Annotated in this window: 20 protein-coding genes; 14 read left to right on the forward strand and 6 right to left on the reverse strand. The window is 66.2% G+C overall.

The genetic code is table 11. The features are described from left to right. The first annotated feature begins 5 nt into the window (after positions 1-5). Positions 6-1,004 carry a sulfur carrier protein ThiS gene (gene thiS, locus Q8Q53_RS03715; RefSeq protein ID WP_305700404.1) on the forward strand — a complete coding sequence of 333 codons (999 nt, stop codon included), beginning with the start codon at positions 6-8 and terminating at the stop codon, positions 1,002-1,004. A gap of 70 nt (positions 1,005-1,074) precedes the next feature. After that, positions 1,075-1,602, forward strand: coding sequence for a hypothetical protein (locus Q8Q53_RS03720; RefSeq protein ID WP_305700405.1), 528 nt, complete (start codon positions 1,075-1,077; stop codon positions 1,600-1,602). Here Q8Q53_RS03720 and Q8Q53_RS03725 read toward each other — a convergent pair. From Q8Q53_RS03725 to Q8Q53_RS03740, 4 genes are all read right to left on the reverse strand, one after another. Next, positions 1,599-1,850, reverse strand: a complete 252-nt coding sequence (locus Q8Q53_RS03725) for a hypothetical protein (RefSeq protein ID WP_305700406.1) — start codon at positions 1,848-1,850, stop codon at positions 1,599-1,601. The genes Q8Q53_RS03720 and Q8Q53_RS03725 overlap by 4 nt on opposite strands. Continuing rightward, on the reverse strand, positions 1,847-3,661 hold the full coding sequence (locus Q8Q53_RS03730) for a long-chain fatty acid--CoA ligase (RefSeq protein WP_305700407.1): 1,815 nt from the start codon (positions 3,659-3,661) through the stop codon (positions 1,847-1,849). The genes Q8Q53_RS03725 and Q8Q53_RS03730 overlap by 4 nt, the downstream gene beginning before the upstream one ends. A gap of 79 nt (positions 3,662-3,740) precedes the next feature. Further along, positions 3,741-5,456 (reverse strand): gamma-glutamyltransferase, encoded by a 1,716-nt coding sequence (gene ggt / locus Q8Q53_RS03735; protein ID WP_305700408.1) that lies wholly within the window; start codon positions 5,454-5,456, stop codon positions 3,741-3,743. Positions 5,457-5,467: 11 nt separating this feature from the next. Continuing rightward, a complete protein-coding gene (locus tag Q8Q53_RS03740; RefSeq protein WP_305700409.1) occupies positions 5,468-6,499 on the reverse strand; it encodes a quinone-dependent dihydroorotate dehydrogenase in 1,032 nt (343 codons plus the stop codon). A 347-nt stretch (positions 6,500-6,846) separates the two neighbouring features. Between Q8Q53_RS03740 and Q8Q53_RS03745 the strand changes: the two genes are divergently transcribed. The 9 genes from Q8Q53_RS03745 (at position 6,847) to Q8Q53_RS03785 (ending at position 13,676) form a co-directional block, all read left to right on the forward strand. Next, positions 6,847-7,275 (forward strand): SUF system Fe-S cluster assembly regulator, encoded by a 429-nt coding sequence (locus tag Q8Q53_RS03745; protein ID WP_305700410.1) that lies wholly within the window; start codon positions 6,847-6,849, stop codon positions 7,273-7,275. Further along, positions 7,272-8,753 (forward strand): Fe-S cluster assembly protein SufB, encoded by a 1,482-nt coding sequence (sufB, locus tag Q8Q53_RS03750; protein ID WP_305700411.1) that lies wholly within the window; start codon positions 7,272-7,274, stop codon positions 8,751-8,753. The genes Q8Q53_RS03745 and sufB overlap by 4 nt, the downstream gene beginning before the upstream one ends. Further along, entirely contained in the window at positions 8,750-9,124 is a 375-nt protein-coding gene (locus Q8Q53_RS03755) for a hypothetical protein (RefSeq protein ID WP_305700412.1), read from the forward strand. Before sufB ends, Q8Q53_RS03755 begins: the two co-directional genes overlap by 4 nt. Next, complete coding sequence (gene sufC, locus Q8Q53_RS03760; RefSeq protein WP_305700413.1) at positions 9,124-9,867, forward strand: Fe-S cluster assembly ATPase SufC; 744 nt, start codon at positions 9,124-9,126, stop codon at positions 9,865-9,867. Before Q8Q53_RS03755 ends, sufC begins: the two co-directional genes overlap by 1 nt. Next, positions 9,867-10,601 (forward strand): SufD family Fe-S cluster assembly protein, encoded by a 735-nt coding sequence (locus tag Q8Q53_RS03765; protein ID WP_305700414.1) that lies wholly within the window; start codon positions 9,867-9,869, stop codon positions 10,599-10,601. Before sufC ends, Q8Q53_RS03765 begins: the two co-directional genes overlap by 1 nt. Continuing rightward, entirely contained in the window at positions 10,598-11,794 is a 1,197-nt protein-coding gene (locus tag Q8Q53_RS03770) for a SufS family cysteine desulfurase (protein WP_305700415.1), read from the forward strand. Before Q8Q53_RS03765 ends, Q8Q53_RS03770 begins: the two co-directional genes overlap by 4 nt. Then, positions 11,791-12,264, forward strand: a complete 474-nt coding sequence (locus tag Q8Q53_RS03775; protein ID WP_305700416.1) for an SUF system Fe-S cluster assembly protein — start codon at positions 11,791-11,793, stop codon at positions 12,262-12,264. Before Q8Q53_RS03770 ends, Q8Q53_RS03775 begins: the two co-directional genes overlap by 4 nt. After that, positions 12,264-12,632: an iron-sulfur cluster assembly accessory protein gene (locus tag Q8Q53_RS03780; RefSeq protein WP_305700417.1), complete on the forward strand. Its 369-nt coding sequence runs from the start codon at positions 12,264-12,266 to the stop codon at positions 12,630-12,632. Before Q8Q53_RS03775 ends, Q8Q53_RS03780 begins: the two co-directional genes overlap by 1 nt. Positions 12,633-12,713: 81 nt before the next feature. Next, positions 12,714-13,676, forward strand: coding sequence for a hypothetical protein (locus Q8Q53_RS03785; RefSeq protein WP_305700418.1), 963 nt, complete (start codon positions 12,714-12,716; stop codon positions 13,674-13,676). A 29-nt stretch (positions 13,677-13,705) separates the two neighbouring features. Here Q8Q53_RS03785 and Q8Q53_RS03790 read toward each other — a convergent pair whose 3' ends face one another. Continuing rightward, positions 13,706-14,146, reverse strand: a complete 441-nt coding sequence (locus tag Q8Q53_RS03790; protein WP_305700419.1) for a hypothetical protein — start codon at positions 14,144-14,146, stop codon at positions 13,706-13,708. A 149-nt stretch (positions 14,147-14,295) separates the two neighbouring features. On the opposite strand from Q8Q53_RS03790, the gene Q8Q53_RS03795 reads away from it, so the two are divergent. Together Q8Q53_RS03795 and Q8Q53_RS03800 are read left to right on the forward strand one after the other, a co-directional pair. Beyond that, positions 14,296-15,300: an adenosine kinase gene (locus Q8Q53_RS03795; protein WP_305700420.1), complete on the forward strand. Its 1,005-nt coding sequence runs from the start codon at positions 14,296-14,298 to the stop codon at positions 15,298-15,300. A gap of 69 nt (positions 15,301-15,369) precedes the next feature. Further along, positions 15,370-15,552 carry a hypothetical protein gene (locus Q8Q53_RS03800; protein ID WP_305700421.1) on the forward strand — a complete coding sequence of 61 codons (183 nt, stop codon included), beginning with the start codon at positions 15,370-15,372 and terminating at the stop codon, positions 15,550-15,552. A gap of 106 nt (positions 15,553-15,658) precedes the next feature. Here Q8Q53_RS03800 and purD read toward each other — a convergent pair whose 3' ends face one another. Further along, a complete protein-coding gene (gene purD, locus Q8Q53_RS03805) occupies positions 15,659-16,951 on the reverse strand; it encodes a phosphoribosylamine--glycine ligase (RefSeq protein WP_305700422.1) in 1,293 nt (430 codons plus the stop codon). Between purD and xseA the strand changes: the two genes are divergently transcribed. Continuing rightward, positions 16,950-18,437, forward strand: coding sequence for an exodeoxyribonuclease VII large subunit (gene xseA, locus Q8Q53_RS03810; RefSeq protein WP_305700423.1), 1,488 nt, complete (start codon positions 16,950-16,952; stop codon positions 18,435-18,437). The genes purD and xseA overlap by 2 nt on opposite strands. Position 18,438 lies beyond the last annotated feature (1 nt).

Consider the following 18,438-nt stretch of genomic DNA (forward strand, 5'->3'; position numbering starts at 1 on the left):
GGGGTATGACCCCAGCACAGACTCCAGAACTGAACCTTGCCCTGACCATCAATGGCGAACCCCGCCGTGCCGCGCCCGGAACGATTGCCGATCTGGTTCGCAGCCTTGAACTCGATCCGGCCAAGGTCGCGGTGGAGCGCAATGGTGAAATCGTGCCGCGTTCGACCCTGGCGGCTGTCGTGCTGGCCGATGGCGACAAGCTGGAAATCGTGCACTTCGTGGGTGGCGGCGATCATGGGGACAGCTGGACTGTCGCAGGTCGGACGTTTCATTCGCGCCTGATCGTTGGAACCGGCAAGTACAAGGACTTCGCCCAGAACGCCGCCGCGCTGGAAGCATCGGGCGCGGAAATCGTCACTGTCGCGGTGCGCCGCGTCAACGTCAGCGACCCCAAGGCACCGATGTTGACCGATTTCATCGATCCGAAGAAAGTCACTTACCTGCCCAACACGGCCGGGTGCTTCACCGCCGACGAAGCGATCCGCACCCTGCGGCTGGCGCGTGAGGCGGGCGGCTGGGACCTGGTCAAGCTGGAAGTGCTGGGCGAGGCGCGTACGCTCTATCCCGACATGCGCGAAACGCTGAAGGCCACCGAAGTGCTGGCCAAGGAAGGCTTCCTGCCGATGGTCTATTGCGTCGATGATCCGATCGCCGCCAAGCAGCTGGAAGAAGCCGGGGCCGTGGCGGTGATGCCGCTTGGCGCGCCAATCGGTTCGGGGCTGGGCATCCAGAACCGGGTCACGATCCGCCTGATCGTGGAAGGCGCGAAAGTGCCGGTGCTGGTCGATGCGGGGGTTGGCACGGCCAGCGATGCGGCCGTGGCGATGGAGCTGGGCGTCGACGGCGTGCTGATGAACACCGCCATCGCCGAGGCGAAGGACCCGATCCGCATGGCCCGGGCGATGAAACTGGCGGTCGAGGCCGGGCGCGAGGCCTATCTGGCCGGGCGCATGGGCACGCGCAAGTATGCCGATCCGTCCAGTCCGCTCGCCGGGTTGATTTAGACGGTTTGGTTAACCGGTTCATAACCATATTCTGGTGTTCTGTTCCCGACCACTCTTGGGAACGACAGTCATGGCCAATACCGGAACCGCTTCGCTGACCATTGCCGAACTGCGCGAGTTCGCCAGCTTTTCAGCGGCCGAGCAGCGATATATCAAGCGCAGTCTGGATATTGGCCTGGGGCGGCAGGACGCGTTCAAGCTCTGGGCGCGCGATGCCGGGGAAAGCGCCTCGATCCGCAGCCAGTATGTGGTCTATCAGGAATTGAAGGCCTTGCGGGGCAATGTTCCGGACGAAACCAGCTTTGCGGCGCTCGAAGCCTTTATGGGCAAGCTGATCCGGGTCGCCGCGTTCGACCTGGCACAGGGCCGGATCGAGGGCTTTTCGGCCTTCCGGTTCCTTTACGAACGGCTGCTCGGCGCGGAAGTGCGCCCGTTTCTGCCGTCGGCGTTCTGTGCGGCCAGTGCATTGCCGCAGATCCGGCCCGATCGCCGCAGGGGGCTGCTCCAGTCGATCAGCGAAGCCGCCGCCACCGCACCCGGCTGGTCTGCGCGCGAACCCAGTTTCTATCCCGAATGGGTGGAGAAGGAAGCGGCCTAGTTGGCCTCGCGGCGCATCCGCGCCGCCAGTTCCTCGATCTCGTTCGGTTCCAGAATCCAGGTCCGGGTCTTGCGCCCTTCGCGGTGAAACGGCTGCGTCAGCAGGATGCACGCCTGATCCCTGGCGTGCGGCTTGTAGATCGCAAAGTGCATCGTGCAGTCGCGGATCGTGCCGATGATCGGCGCGCGCCCTTCAAGGTCGATCATCGTCGCGGGCTGGTCCCACGGGATGGTAGCGGTGCCGGTCATTTATACAGCCCGTCCAGCCGCTCCCCATAGCGTTCCTTCAGCCTGTGCCGACGGATCTTCATGCTGGGGGTCATTTCCTCGTTCTCGATGGTGAACGCTTCGTCCGCGAACGTGTACTGGCGGACTTTCTCGATCACCGACAGGTCCTGATTCACCCGGTCAATCGCGGCGCGCACCGCGCTGCAGAAGGCGGGCAGGGCCTGCAAGGCCTTGAAATCGAACTTCTCGTCCTGCGCACGCGCCCATTCCAGCGCCCATTCGGGATCGGGGACGACCAGGCCGACCAGATATGGCCGCTTGTCGCCGACCACCATCGCCTGCGCGATTTCGGGCTGGAGCGTGAGCATCCCTTCGACTTTCTGAGGCGAGACGTTGTCGCCCTTGTCGTTGACGATCATGTCCTTCTTGCGGTCGGTGATCAGGATCCGCCCGGCCTCGTCGATATGGCCGATATCGCCGGTGTGGAGCCAGCCGTCCTGCAGCGCGCGGGCGGTTTCCGCCTCGTTGCGCCAATAGCCGTGCATCACCAGTTCGCCGCGCACCAGGATTTCGCCGTCGGCTGCGATTTTCACCTCGACGCCTTCCAGCGGCGGACCGACGGTGTCCATCTTCAGGCCCGCGGCGGGGCGGTTGCAGCTGATCACCGGCCCGGCTTCGGTCTGGCCATAGCCCTGGAGCATGGTCAGCCCCATCGATTCAAAGAACACCCCGACTTCGGGATTCAGCGGCGCGCCGCCGGAAACCATGGCCTTCAGCCGTCCGCCGAACTTCTGCCGGATCTTGGGGCGCAGCGCCTTTTCCAGGATCAGGTCCATCGGCTTGTCGCGCAGCCGCCCCTTGCCGCCGCGCAAGCCCTGCGCCTTGGCCGCGCCGATCGCCATCGCGCGGGTCATCATGTAGTTGGCGACTTTGCCCTGCTTTTCGATCTGCTTCATGATCCGCGTGCGCAGCACTTCGAACAGGCGCGGGACCACGACCATGATCGTCGGGCGCACTTCCTCGATATTGCTGGCCAGCTTTTCCAGGCCTTCGGAATAATAGATTTCCGCGCCCACCCCGATTGGCAGCATCTGCCCGCCGGTGTGCTCATAGGCGTGGCTGAGCGGCAGGAACGACAGGAACACGTCGTCGCCCAGCCCGAAATCCTCGGCCAGCACTTTGGCCGCGCCATAGACGTTGCACAGCAGTGCGCCATGGTGTTGCCGCACGCCGCGCGGGGCGCCGCCGGTGCCGCTGGTATAGATCAGGCAGGCGGTGGCATCGCGGTTGATCTTGGCAATCCGGTCTTCCACCAGCCCGCGCGCCGCGATCCCGTCCCCGCCGGTCAGCGCCGCCCAGTCGTGGTATTCGAACGATCCGGTCTGGGCGATCCGCAGCGGATCGATCCCGATCACGTGCCTCGCCACGCCCGATCGCAGCACGGCCGGAAGCAGCGCCTTGCCCAGCTTGTCATTGCTGACAATCACAGCTTTCGCGCCGGAATCGTCCAGCACGTGCTGGTGATCGCGCTCGGTATTGGTGACATAGGCTGGAACGGTGATGCAGCCTGCGGCCATGATCGCGAAATCGGCGATGCACCATTCGGGCCGGTTTTCCGACACCAGCATGACCCGGTCACCCGCTTCCAGCCCCAGGCCGCGCAAGGCCTCGGCCAGTTCGCAGACCTGCCGGGCGGCATCGGCCCAGCTGATCGATTGCCACTGTCCATCGCGCTTCGCCCACAGGAACGGCGCGGTCCCTTTGGCATCGGCCCGGGCCAGCAACAGCTCGACCAGATTCCGGCTGGTCGGAAGATCCGAAATATCCACCACTCGCCCCGCCCCCTTCGCTGCAGCCGTTCTACGTTCTCGTCTTGAACATGACTTAGGCGTGCTTGGCCGTAGCGGCAAGTTACTCGCTTACCGCGACCCCTTCGCTGCGCGGATCGGCTGCGCCCAGCAACCGCCCGTCCTTCACTTCGATGGCGTTGGCCTTGAAGCTGCGTTCGCGCAGCTGCACGTCGGTATGGCCTAGCGCCTGCAGGAACGGAATCATCACTTCGTGCGGGCTGCCGCGTTCGACGAACACGGTCTGCCCGCCGGGGGCGAAGATCACCGGCAGGGCAATGGCGTCCTGCGCGGTCATGTCCCAGTCGATCACGGCAATGATCGCTTTCAGCACTTGCGCGGGGATCGTCGCCCCGCCCGCCGCACCGACTGCCAGCCGCAGCTTGCCGTCCGGGGCATAGACCAGCGTCGGGGCCATCGAACTGCGGGGCCGTTTGCCGCCTTCGACTTTGTTGGCCACCATCCGTCCGCCGCGTTCCGGCAGGATCGACAGGTCGGTCAGTTCATTGTTCAGGAAGTATCCGTTGACCACCAGCCCGGACCCGAATGCGCTTTCGATGGTGGACGTCAGCGTGGCGGCGCGGCCTGCGCGGTCAATCGCCACGAAGTGCGAGGTGGAGACGACATCGGGCGTCAGTGTATCGGCCAGCGCCACTTTCACGCCCTTGGGGTTGCCGGCCTCGACCGATGGCATCGTCCGGTCGATCGCGATCAGTTGCGAACGCGCGGCAAGATAGTCCGGCGCCAGCAATCCGGCGGTCGGTACCGGGAAAAAGTCCGGATCGGCGAGATACCGTTCGCGGTCGGCATAGGCGAGGCGCATGGCTTCGGCGATCAGGTGCCAGCCGCGCGGATCGTCCTTGCCCAGGCCGCGCAGGTCAAACCGTTCGACCATGCCCAGCACGCCCTGCACGGTGGTTGCGCCGGATGAGGGCGGCCCCATCCCGCAGACCTTGTGGGCGCGGTAGAACGTGCAGACCGGCGTGCGTTCCTTCACCTTGTAACCGGCGACATCGGCCATGGTCATCGGAGCGGGATTGCGCGGCGCGAGCGTCACCGCATCGACAATCTTCTGCGCATTGGCGCCGGTATAGAACGCATTCGGACCCTGCGCGGCAACTTGCTCAAGAAACGTTGCCAGATCGGGGTTTTTCAGCGTGGTACCGGCGGGAATGGGGTTGCCATCCGGCTGGTAATAGATTGCCCGGCCCGCTTCGGTCAGCGCGGCGCTGGCCTTGAACCGGTCCAGGAACGCGGCCAGGCGCGGGGTGACCGTAAAGCCATCGCGCGCCAGCCGGATCGCGGGCTGGAACAGCGCGGACCATGGCAGCTTGCCGTGCGCGCGGTGCGCCTCGGCCATCATGCGAATGTTCCCCGGCACGCCGACGCTGCGCCCGCCGGGAATCGCCTGCGGCACGGTCAACGGCTTGCCATCGACATAAAACCATGTGCCATCCGCCGCCGCCGGGGCGGTTTCGCGGCCATCGAAGCTCTCGACTCCGCCCTTGCCGTCGTCGTGGATCAGAAACCCGCCCCCGCCAATGCCCGAACTTTGCGGTTCGACCACCGTCAGCGCCAGCAGCGTTGCCAACGCGGCATCGGCAGCGCTGCCTCCCGCGCGCAGGATTTCCGCCCCCGCCTCCGCCGCGCGCGGATCAGCGGCGCTGACCATGCCGTGCTCAAACGTGGGCGAGGCAGCGGAAAGACGCGGGGCGGAGGTTCCCGCACAGGCTCCAAGCAGGAGCGGTGCGGTGAGGATTGCGACCAGTTTCAGTTTCATGACGCCAAACGCTATTCGGTTCCGACCGCCTCGGCAATGGTCGAAAACCCGTCGCGCCGCATCAGGCGTTCCAGCCCTCGTGTGATCTGGCGGGCGATACCCGGTCCGGCATAAGTCATCGCGCTATAGAGTTGCACCAGGCTGGCACCGGCGCGAATCCGCGCCCACGCGTCTTCGGCAGTGGCGATTCCGCCCACCCCGATCAGCGGCACTGTTCCGCCCGTGGCATGATGGAAATCGCGCAGCCGCTGCTGGGCCAGATCGCGCAGCGGCGCGCCCGACAGCCCGCCGGTTTCTCCGGCATGGGCCGATTGCAGCGGCGGGCGCGAGATCGTGGTGTTGGACACGATCAGCGCACCCAGCCGCTTGTCCACCGCAATCCGGGCAATGGCGACGATATCGGCCGGTTCCAGATCGGGCGCGACTTTCAGGAACACCGGCGGGCCGCTGCGTCCGCGCGCTTCCAGCACGGCATCGAGCAGGGCGGTCAGCGCGCCTTCGTCTTGCAACGCGCGCAGGCCCGGGGTGTTGGGGCTGGAGACATTGACGGCCAGATAGCTGGCCAGCGGGGCGGTCAGCCGCGCCATCGTGGCGTAATCGGCGATCCGGTCGGTCGAATCCTTGTTCGCGCCGATGTTCACGCCGACGATTCCCGGCCGCGCGTTGCGCTGCGCCAGCCGCTCGACCGCTGCTTGCGCGCCGCCGTTGTTGAAGCCCATGCGGTTGATCACTGCGCGGTCCTCGACCAGCCGGAACAGGCGGGGCCTGGGGTTGCCGGACTGCGGCAGCGGGGTGATCGAACCGACTTCCGCGAACCCGAAGCCCGCGCCCAGCAGCGCGTCGGGCACTTGCGCATCCTTGTCGAAGCCTGCGGCCATGCCCAGCGGGTTGGGAAACGTCAGCCCGGCCACGGTTGTCGCCAGCGGTCCGTCGGTGCGGTCCGTGCCGCCGCCGGGCCAGAGCTTCAGTGCAGTCAAGGCAAGACCGTGGGCGCGTTCCGCGTCGAGCAGAAACAGGGCAGGGCGGATCAGGGCATAGAACATGGTGTTGTCCCTATGGCAGCGCGCAGCGGCCGAGTCGATGCTGTGCGCCGCGCTGCGGGTGTTGCAAGATTGCGGCGATCGTGGCTGCGGCATTGGTTTTGATCAAAGTCGCGCTCCAGATTGTCGAATCCATACAATCCCTACGCTTGGCCCCGTGCTTATGACCCGCTTGCGACCCGAAGGGCTCGTGGCGCTAGTGCAACGAGTTCGAAACTTTATATAGCGGCTCCCTGGCCTGGCTTGGGAGCCGCTCTTTTTTTGCAGCGCTCAGCAGGCGATTGTAATCCTGAAAATACGCGCCTAGGGAAACCGGAAGGAATCAGTCTGATTTAACCGGAGCCCAGCCCGTGCGCCTTTCCAGCATGGCCGATTATGCCGTTGTGACAATGAGCGCCGCCGCGCGCCATTGCGGCGGATTGCGCGTTTCGGCGGCGCAACTGGCCGAGGAAACCGGGCTGCCGGTGCCGACCGTGCAAAAACTGGTCAGCCGGTTGACGGCGGCGGGCCTGCTGCGCTCCTCGCGCGGGGTGGGCGGCGGACTGAAGCTGGCGCGCCCGGCAGCGGCAATCACGCTCGCCGATATTATCGAAGCGGTCGAAGGCCCGATCGCGCTGACCCCGTGCGTGGATGACGCGCGGCATGAATGCGCGCTTGATGCGTCCTGCACGGTCAAGCCGCATTGGGGCGTGGTCGGCGCAGCGGTGCGCGGCGCCCTGGCCGAAGTGCCCCTGACCCGGCTGGCGGAAAATGCCCGGCTGGCGGAGACTGTCCGATGAGCGAAGACGTAACCGTGAAGGATCAGGCCGCCCGTGACGCCGCCGACAAGGTGGCCGATTACGAACACGGCTGGTCGGCGGATATCGACACCGAATTCGCGCCCAAGGGGCTGAACGAGGATACCGTCCGGTTCATCTCGGGCAAGAAGAACGAGCCGGAATGGATGCTCGACTGGCGCCTGAAGGCGTTCCGGCTGTGGCAGACCATGCCGATGCCTGATTGGGCCAAGCTGAACATCGCGCCGATCGATTACCAGGACGCCTATTACTACGCCGCGCCCAAGGCGAAGCCCAAGCTGGCCAGCCTGGACGAGGTCGATCCCGCGATTCTGGAAGTCTACAAGAAGCTGGGCATCCCGCTGGAGGAGCAGAAAGTGCTCGCCGGGGTCGAAGGTGCGCGCCGCGTGGCGGTGGACGCGGTGTTCGACAGCGTCAGCGTCGCCACGACTTTCCGTGAGGAACTGAAGAAGGCCGGGGTGATCTTCCTGTCGATTTCGGAGGCGATCCGCGAATATCCCGATCTCGTGAAGCGCTGGCTGGGCAAGGTCGTGCCGGTGCGCGACAACTTCTTCGCAGCGCTGAACTGCGCGGTCTTTTCGGACGGGACCTTCGTCTACATCCCCGAAGGCGTGCGCTGCCCGATGGAGCTGTCGACCTATTTCCGGATCAACGCGGAAAACACCGGGCAGTTCGAACGCACGCTGATCGTGGCCGACAAGGGCGCGTATGTGTCCTATCTCGAAGGCTGCACCGCGCCGATGCGCGATGAAAACCAGCTCCACGCCGCCGTGGTCGAACTGGTCGTGCTCGACGATGCGGAGATCAAGTATTCAACCGTCCAGAACTGGTATCCCGGCGATGCCGAGGGCAAGGGCGGGATCTACAACTTCGTGACCAAGCGGGCGCTGTGCCAGGGAGCGCGCAGCAAGGTATCGTGGACGCAGGTGGAAACCGGCAGTGCGGTGACGTGGAAGTATCCCAGTTGCGTGCTGAACGGCGAAGACAGTGTGGGCGAGTTCTATTCCGTCGCCGTCACCAACAATTACCAGCAGGCCGATACCGGCACCAAGATGATCCACAACGGGCGAGGCACCCGCTCGACCATCGTGTCGAAGGGGATTTCGGCCGGCAAGAGCCAGAACACCTATCGCGGCCTGGTTCGCGTGGCCCCGACGGCCGAGGGCGTGCGCAATTTCACCCAGTGCGATTCGCTGCTGCTGGGCAGCCAGTGCGGCGCGCATACCGTGCCGTATATCGAGGTGAAGAACCCCTCTGCCCAGATCGAGCATGAGGCGACCACCAGCAAGATTTCCGACGACCAGCTGTTCTACGCGATGCAGCGCGGGCTGGGTCAGGAAGAGGCGGTGGCCTTGATCGTCAACGGTTTTGCCAGGGAAGTGCTGCAACAGCTGCCGATGGAATTCGCGGTCGAAGCGCAGAAGCTGCTGGGGATTTCGCTGGAGGGCAGCGTCGGATGATCGCGCTGTCGATCTTGCTGGCCGCGGCCTTCACCGGTCCCGATGCCGTCCCCGCGCTGGAAGCGGTGAAGACCTGTGATCGCGGCGCGATGGCGGAGATGACCAAGGGCGAACCCCACCGCCGCAGCCAGTTTGCCGCTGCCGCCTATGCCGAACAACAGGCCATCGCGCGGGACCGTGCCGGCCTGCTCGCCCGGCCCGGCGGCGATCCGACCCCGGCCGGGCAGGCCAGCCTGATGCTGGCGCTGAGCGGCCTCGACGGCCGCCAGAAACTCCTCGACGACGCGCGCGCGGTCGAAGCTGGCTGGCGCACGCTGGTCGATGAGCTGCGCGCCGATTTCCTCGCCAATTGTGCACAAGGCAAGCGCTGATGCTGAAGATTGATAACCTCTCCGCCACGGTCGCCAACAAGCCGATCCTCAAGGGCCTGTCGCTGACCATCAACGCGGGTGAAATCCATGCGATCATGGGGCCGAACGGGGCGGGCAAGTCCACGCTGGGTTACACGCTGGGCGGGCGTCCGGGTTATGAAGTGACCGGCGGTTCGGTCGAGTTTGACGGGCAGGACCTGCTGGCGCTTGAGCCGCACGAGCGCGCCGCCGCCGGACTGTTCCTGGGGTTCCAGTATCCGGTCGAGATTCCCGGTGTGTCGTTCGTGCAGTTCCTGCGCGAGGCGGCCAATGCCCAGCGCAAGGTGCGCGGGGAAGCGCCGCTGTCGGGCGGGGAATTCCTGAAGCTGGCGCGCGAACAGGCGGCGTTGCTGCGGATGGACATGGACATGCTGAAGCGCCCGGTGAACGTCGGCTTTTCCGGCGGGGAAAAGAAGCGCGCGGAAATGGTTCAGATGGGGATTCTCGGTCCCAAGCTGGCGATTCTGGATGAAACCGATTCGGGTCTCGATATCGACGCGCTGCGGGTCTGCGGTGAAGGCATCAACACGATCATGCGGCGGCCGGACAAGGCGGTGCTGCTGATCACGCACTATCAGCGCCTGCTCGATTATGTGCAGCCTGATTTCGTCCACGTCCTTGCGGGCGGGCGGATCGTGAAGACCGGTGGGCCGGAACTCGCGCACCAGCTGGAAGAGCACGGCTATGAGGCGGTGGCGGCCTGATGAGCGCCGAGCCCCTTCCCACCCGGCGCGAAGAAGATTTCCGCTATGCCGACCTGACCGCGCTGGCCGGGGTCTGGCCGGTCGCGGTGGAGGCGATCGTCGTCGCCGCTGGCCAATCCGCCGCGCTGAGCGTCGTCAACACCGGCGATGCACCCGTCGCGCGCGAGTTGTCGGTCACGCTGGCGGCGGGCGCGAAGTTTGCGCTGCACGTGCTGAACGCGGGCAGCGCCTATGGCCGGATCGCGGTGCGGGCTGAACTGGGCGCGGGCGCGGAATTCACGCTCGGCGCGGCGCAACTGGGCGGCGGCGGGCAAGTGCTGGAACTGATCACCAACGTCAGCCACGCCGCGCCGGATGCGGTCAGCCGTCAGGTCGTGCGCTCGGTCGTCGGCGGGCAGGCGACGGCAAATTACCTTGGCAAAGTCCACGTTGCGCCGGGGGCCAATGGCACGGACGGTTCCCAGTCGGTCCGGGCGATGCTGCTCGACCGGACGGCCACTGCCAATGCCCGGCCCGAACTGGAAATCCACGCCGACGACGTCAAATGCGCCCACGGCTGCGCTGTCGGGGAACTCGACCGCAACGGCTTGTTCTACCTCCAGTCGCGCGGGCTGACCCCGCCTGAGGCCAAGCGGCTGATGCTCCAGGCCTTCATCGCCGAAGCCTTCACCGGTGCGGCGGACGAGGCGACCTTGCAGGACGCGGCGCTGAAAGCGCTGGGGGACTTGCTGTGACGCTGGACCCTGCCCTGCGCGACGATTTCCCCGGTCTGGCAGGCGGCTGGCACTATCTCGACAGCGGCGCGACTGCGCAGAAGCCGCAAGCGGTGATCGATGCCGCGACCCATGCGATGGGCCGCGATTACGCGACTGTCCACCGGGGGGTCTATGCCCGCAGCGCCAACATGACGCTGGCCTATGAGGAAGCGCGCCGCAAGGTGGCGGCCTTCATCGGCGGGTGCGAGGACGAGATCGTGTTCACCCGCGGGGCAACCGAGGCGATCAATCTGGTCGCGCAGACCTGGGGGCTGGCCAACCTGAAGGCGGGCGACCGCATCCTGCTGTCGGTGCTGGAGCATCATTCGAACATCGTGCCGTGGCAGTTGCTGGCAGAGCGCACCGGCGTTGCGATCGACGTCTGCCCGCTGACCACCGATGGCCGGATCGATCTGGACGCAGCCGAAACGATGCTGACGCCGGCGCACAAGCTGGTTGCGCTGGCGCATGTTTCCAACGTGCTGGGTTCGGTCCTCGATGCCCCACGTGCAGCGGCGCTGGCGCATGGGGTGGGGGCGAAGCTGCTGCTCGACGGCTGCCAGGCCGTGCCGCGCCTACCGGTCGATGTGGCCGCGCTCGATTGCGATTTCTACGTGTTCTCGGCGCACAAGCTCTATGGCCCGACCGGGATCGGCGCGCTGTGGGCGCGCTCCGCGATTCTGGCCGAGATGCCGCCGTGGCAGGGCGGCGGCGCAATGATCGACCGGGTGAGTTTTGAGCGCACGACCTACGCCCCGCCGCCGCAGCGGTTCGAAGCCGGAACGCCTGCAATTGTCGAGGCGATCGCGCTGGGCGCGGCGGTGGATTATGTGACGGCGATCGGCGTTGCCGCGATCCATGCCCACGAAACGGCGCTGGTTGCCGAATTGCGCGCTGCCCTGCGCAGCCGCAACGACGTGACGCTGTTCGGCCCGGAAGACAGCGCCGGGATTGTCAGCTTTGCACTTGATGGGGTGCATCCGCATGACCTCGGCACCATATTGGACGAAGAGGGTGTGGCGATCCGCGCCGGACACCACTGTGCGCAGCCGCTGATGGATCATCTGGGCGTGCCCGCCACGGCCCGCGCCAGTTTCGGTTTATACAGCAATTCCAGTGACATCGCCGCGCTGCTGCGCGGGATCGAACGCACCAGGAGGATTTTCGGGTGAGCGACGACAGCAAGTTCACGGTCGAGGAAGTCGCAGCGGTTACTGCTCCGCCGCGCGCCAAGGTCGACGATATCGAGGCTCCGGCTGACAAGCTGGAACGCAAGCGCGACTATCTGGAAGGGTTTCTGGCCGCGAAGCCGGAAGGCGTGCCCAGCACCGCGCCGGGCGGGGACCTGTATGAATCGGTCGTCGCCGCGCTGCGCGATATTTTCGATCCGGAAATCCCGGTCAACATCTATGATCTCGGCCTGATCTATGGCGTCGAAATCACCGACGAAGGCGGCGCGATCGTGACCATGACGCTGACCACCCCGCATTGCCCGGTGGCCGAATCGATGCCCGCCGAAGTGGAACTGCGCGTCAGCGCGGTGCCGGGCGTGCGCGACGCCGAAGTGAATCTGGTGTGGGATCCGCCCTGGGACCCCGCCAAGATGAGCGACGAGGCCCGCCTCGAACTGGGAATGCTGTAATGACCACCACCACCGAGCGCCCGTCAATCCGCCAGCGCCCCGCCGCCGTGATCCTGACGCCGTCCGCCGAAGCGCGGGTGGCCAGGCTGATGGACGAGGCACCTGCCGATGCAATCGGGGTCAAGCTGTCCACCCCGCGCCGGGGCTGTTCGGGGCTGGCCTATTCGGTCGATTACGTGACCGCGGCGAACCCGCTGGACGAACGGATCGAGACGCCCGGCGGCACGTTCTTCATCGACGGGGGCAGCGTGCTGTACCTGATCGGCAGCACGATGGACTGGGTGGAAGACGATTTCACCGCCGGGTTCGTGTTCCAGAACCCCAATGCCAAGGGCTCATGCGGCTGCGGCGAGAGCTTTACCGTCTGACCGGCCTGCCGGGCCTGCTAACCCGGCTTTAAGCAAATTGTCCGATACCACCCAGGTTACTGACCTTGGGGGCGAGACGCCATGAGTATGCATTTCCGCGACCTTGCCGCACACGCGGCAACTGACGGTGCGATCAGCGCAGAGGATATCCTGGCGCTGCGCGGTGCGGGCTGGGCCGACGGGCGGATGGACCCGGAAGAGGCCGAATCGCTGTTCCTCGCGAACGATGCGCTGCGCAATCCGGGGCCGGACTGGTGCGATTTCTTCGTCGATGCGCTGTGTGAATTCGTGGTCAACACGGTGGAGCCGCGCGGCTACGTCGATCAGGTGATGGGCGATGAACTGGTGTCCCGGATCGACCACGACGGCCGGGTTGAATCCATGGCCGAACTGGAATTGCTGGTGAAAGTGCTGGAAAGGGCCGTGTCGGTGCCGGACAGCCTGAAGGCCTATGCCCTGCGTCAGATCGAGGATACGGTCCTGTCCGGTGATGGCACGACCCGCGCGGGCGCACTGGACTCCAAAGGAATCAACGATGTTGAATGCCGCTTGCTGGGCCGGATGGTCTTTGCCGCTGGCGGGGATCGCCCCGCCGCTGCCAGCCGCGCTGAGGCCGAGCTGCTGTTCCGGCTGAAGGATGCGACCCTGTATGACGTCAACGCGCCCGAATGGGAGCAGTTGTTTGTGCAAGGCGTCGGCAGCTATCTGCTGGGATTTGGCGGGCGCGAGCCGCTCAGCCGCGAGCGGGCCAGCGATCTGGAAGCCTTCATGAATCGCCCGGGCGCCGGAATTGGCGGGTTTCTGCGGCGGATGCTGGGCAGCGATGTCGATCTGGAAACCAGCAATGGCTTCAGCAGCCTGCTCAGCATCACACCGCACACGCCCGATGTGGCGGATGAAGCAGACGAGGCCGCTCGCCTGACCGGGAGCGAAGAGCTATGGCTGCTGGATCATATCGACGCGGACGAGGAACTCGATCCGCTTGAAAAGGCGTTGTTGCAGTTCATTGCCGAGGAAACCGGCGACGAGCCCCTGCGCAGCTGAACCGCCCGGCCCGGTTCGGGGCGGTTCGCTCAGCGTTTGCGCAAGGCGACGATACAGGCCGCGCGGTCAACCTCCTGCCCGTCGCCGGCGCGGCGCGCATCGACGTAAGTAGCCTGCGGTTCCCGCCCCGGCGCGGCAGGATACAGATAGACATCCAGCACGCACGCATCGCTGGCGAATTGCAGCTTGCGCGCGTCCCCTTCCCACACATCCAGCCGGGCTGTGCCGAACTGGCGGATCAGATCGGCCGGACTGGCGCCAATCACCCCTTCCAGGCCCGGCGCGGACTGGATCCGGGCGGTCAGCGGGCCGGTTCGCATGGGCGGGCGGGGGATGGCCAGTGCCGGTTTGGTCAGAGCGGGTTTCTTCGATGCGCTTTGCACTTTGCCGGCCGCAGTTCCGCCGCCACCGCCACCGCACGCGGCGAGCAGCGGCAGCAGGATCAGCGCGAGTGCGAATCGGGCAGGCATGGGCGGCGCTTCCTTGCAGTCTGGCGGCGGCAGTCAGGGCTTGGCGCATCGCCCGCTCGGCGCGCCCTGTCAACGCTGCGACGCTTGCTCTGCGCCAGACTGGCCGCTAGGCCCGGTGGGTGCTTTGGGGCAACAATTGAAGGAAATCCATGTCCACCACCCAGTTTGATGTCATCGCCATCGGCAACGCTATCGTCGATGTCATGGCCCCCTGCGATGACACCCTGATCGAGCGCCTGGGCATGACGCGTGGCGGGATGACCCTGGTCGATACGGCCCGCGCGCATGAACTTTACGACGCGATGGGGCCTGCGCGCGAGATTTCGGGCGGGTCGGCGGCCAACACGCTGGCAGGCCTGGCCGCGCTGGGCGCCAGTTGCGCGTTCATCGGCCAGGTTGCCGATGACCAGCTTGGCGAAGTCTTTGCGCACGATATCCGCGCTGGCGGAATTGCGTTCGACACCCCGGCCCGCGCGGATGAACCGCCGACGGCGCGGTGCCTGATCTTCGTGACCCCGGACGGTCAGCGCACGATGAACACGTTCCTCGGCGCATCGCAGTTTCTGCCGCCGGCCGCACTGAACGAACAGGCCATTGCGGCTGCGAAAGTCCTTTATCTTGAAGGCTATCTGTGGGACCCGGAAGAGCCGCGCGCGGCCATGCGCCGGGCGATCGCGGCGGCGAAGAATGCGGGCCGCAAGGTGGCCTTCACGCTGTCGGACCCCTTTGTGATCGAACGGCACGGTGCGGATTTCCGGGCGATGATCGAAACCGGCGATGTCGATATCCTGTTTGCGAATCACGTCGAACTGGCCGCGCTGACCGGACACGACGATTTCGAAACCGGGCTGGCCGAACTTGCGCCCATGGTTCCGGTGCTGGTGGTGACGCGCGGGGAGCACGGCGCGGTTGCGGTTGCGGGCGGGCAGCGCAGCGAGGTGCCGGCCGAGCCGGTGGCGCAAGTGGTCGATACCACCGGAGCGGGCGACTTGTTCGCGGCCGGCTTCCTGCACGGCCATGTGACGGGACGGCCGATCATCGAGTGCCTGACGATGGGCGCGGTGGCGGCTGCGGAAATCATCTCGCACTATGGCGCACGGCCCGAAGCCGACCTCAAGGCGCTCGTCAAATCACGGCTTGATCGGGCAGACTGATTTTCGCAGTTGCGCACGCCTATGGGTTTCAGCTAGCTAGGCGCGCCTAACACAGAAGGGGGCTCTATAATGCGCAAGACCGTTCTCACTCTCGCTCTGCTCGCCGCACCGCTGGCTCTCTCGGCCTGCTCGAAGGCTGAAGAAGCTGCTTCGGAAGCTACCGAAGCCGCTGAAGAAGCCACCGAAGCTGCTGCCGATGCCTCGGCTGCTGCCACGGACGCTGCTGCTGCCGCGACCGAAGCTGCCAAGTAAGGCGCTTATCGCGAGAGCGATCAGGATGGGCTGAATGGCCTGTCCACAGTGGACCAGCGACGGCGCTCTCTCCGCCAAGGAGAGAGCGCCGTCTGCTGTTTACGGCCTAGCTGGCTGACTTTTCCGCTGCCTCGCGCGCCACTTCGCGATAACCGATGTCGCTGCGACAGAACCCGTCCGCGAAATCGATCGCGGCGACGGCGGCGTAGGCCCGGGACTGGGCCTCGGTAGCGCTGGACCCGCGGGCGGTGACGTTCAGCACCCGGCCGCCACTGGCCACCAGCTGATCGCCGTCGAGTGCAGTCCCGGCGTGGAATACTTTGGCCCCAGTTGCCTCAGCCGTATCAATCCCGCGAATGGCTCCGCCCTTTTCCGGCGTGCCGGGATAGCCAGCGGCGGCCATCACGATGGTCAGTGCGGTATCCGGCGAAAGGCGCGGTGGTTGCAGCGTTGCCAGCCTGTTTTCGGCCACGGCCAGCAGCAGTTCGGCCAGATCCGATTCCAGCCGCAGCATCAGTACCTGGCATTCGGGATCGCCGAACCGGGCATTGTATTCGATCAGCTTGACGCCGTCCCTGGTCAGCATCAGCCCGGCATAGAGCACACCCGAATAGGGCATCCCTTCATCCGCCATGCCCTTGACCGTGGGGGCGACGATCCGTTCGATCGCCTCGCCTTCCAGCAGCGGGGTCAGCACCGGGGCGGGGCTATAGGCCCCCATGCCGCCGGTGTTGGGGCCGGTATCGCCGTCGCCGACGCGCTTGTGATCCTGCGCCGAACCGAACGGCACGATGGTGTGGCCATCGGTGATCGCGAAGAAACTGGCTTCCTCGCCCTCCAGAAACTCCTCGATCACGGCTTCGGCCCCGGCTTCGCCGAACTTGCCCGAAAAGATGTCGGCGACGGCGGCTTCGGCCTCGGCGCGGGTCAGTGCGACGGTCACGCCCTTGCCGGCGGCCAGGCCATCGGCCTTGATCACCACCGGAATGCCGAACCGGTCAAGCGCGGCCAGCCCGTCGGCCGCGCTGCCCACGCGAACGAACCCGGCGGTGGGGATATTGTGGCGCTCGCACAGCTCTTTGGTGAAAGCCTTGCTGCCTTCCAGCTGGGCGGCGGCCTTGCTCGGCCCGAACACCGGGACGCCAGCGGCGCGCAAGGCGTCGGTCAACCCGTCAACCAGCGGCGCTTCGGGGCCGACCACTACCAGGCCGATGCGCTGATCGGCGCAGAATTGCAGCACGGCGGCGTGATCTGCGGCATCGAGCCGGACCAGCTCGGCATGCTGGGCAATGCCGGGGTTGCCGGGGGCTGCGAACAGTTTCGTGCACAGCCGGGATTGCGCCAGCTTCCACGCCAGCGCATGTTCGCGCCCGCCCGATCCCAGCAGCAGGATGTTCATGCCCGGTCCCCGTTCCCATGATGATGAATACAATGCTGGCGGGCTGGTAGCGAAGGAACCGGCTGGGGACAACGCCGCTGCGCTGTCTGTCAGCGAGATTTCCGCCGCCCTGAAGCGCGTGGTCGAGGACCGGTTCGGCTTTGTCCGCATCCGGGGGGAGCTGTCCGGGGTCAAGCGGGCGGCATCGGGCCACCTCTATCTGTCGATGAAGGACGAAACCGCCCGGATCGACGGGGTGATGTGGCGCGGCAATGCCCAGCGCCTGTCGTTCCTGCCCGAAGACGGGGTGGAAGTGATCGCGACCGGCAAGCTGACGACCTATCCGGGCCGCTCCAACTATCAGATCGTGATCGACCGGATGGAGATCGCGGGCGAAGGCGCGCTGCTGGCGCTGCTGGCAAAAACCAAGGCGCGGCTGGAGGCGGAAGGGCTGTTCGATCCCGCGCGCAAGCGGGCTTTGCCTTTCCTGCCGCGTGTCATCGGCGTGGTCACATCGCCCACCGGCGCGGTGATTCGCGATATCCTGCACCGGCTGGCGGACCGCTTTTCCAGCCATGTGCTGGTCTGGCCGGTGCTGGTTCAGGGCCAGGGCGCGGCGGACCAGGTGGCCGCAGCCGTGCGGGGCTTCAGCGCCATCGCGCCCGGCGGACCGGTTCCGCGCCCCGATCTGGTGATCGTCGCGCGCGGCGGCGGTTCGATCGAGGATCTGTGGTCGTTCAACGAGGAAGTCGTCGTCCGGGCGATTGCCGATTGTTCGATTCCCGTGATTTCTGCCGTGGGCCACGAAACCGACACCACGCTGGCCGATTTCGCCGCCGATGTGCGTGCGCCGACGCCCACCGCAGCGGCGGAAATGGCGGTCCCGGTGCGTGAGGACTTGCTGGGCCAGCTGGCCGAACTGGCGCTGCGTACCCGCCGCGCCGTGATCCGCCCGGTCAAGCTGGGGCGTGAGCGGCTGGCGGTGCGGGCCGAGCGGCTCCCGCGGCCCGAAGCCTTGCTCAGCGTCCCCGCCCAGCGGCTCGATGATCTGGCCGACCGGCTGCGGCGCGGGCTGAAGGATCGCATTACGACGGCCCGGACCGCCTTGCAGGCCGATGCGGCGCGGCTTTCCGCCCCGTTGCTGGCCGCGCGGGTGGCGCGCGCGCGTGATCGGCTGGCGGCGGCGCGGCTGTCGCCCGCGCTGGTAACGCAGCGGATCGCCGCCGGGCAGGAGCGGCTGGACGGCCTGGCGCGGTTGTCCGCCTCGCTCAACCCGGACCGGGTGCTGGAACGCGGCTATGTCCGGGTTACCAGCGCGGATGGGCGCACGGTGATCACGCGCGGCGCGGCAGCGGGCGAGACCGCGCTGGCGCTGCATTTCAGGGACGGGGTGCTGGACGTGGCGGTTGGCGGCGCAGCTGTGCCGCCTGTTGCCGCCCCGCCCGTCGCGCCAAAACCCCGGCCCGCCCCGAAACCGGCAGCGCCTGAACAGGGCAAATTGCTCTGAT

The organism is Novosphingobium sp. (assembly GCF_030699305.1).
In the GTDB taxonomy this organism is placed as follows: Bacteria; Pseudomonadota; Alphaproteobacteria; order Sphingomonadales; family Sphingomonadaceae; genus Novosphingobium.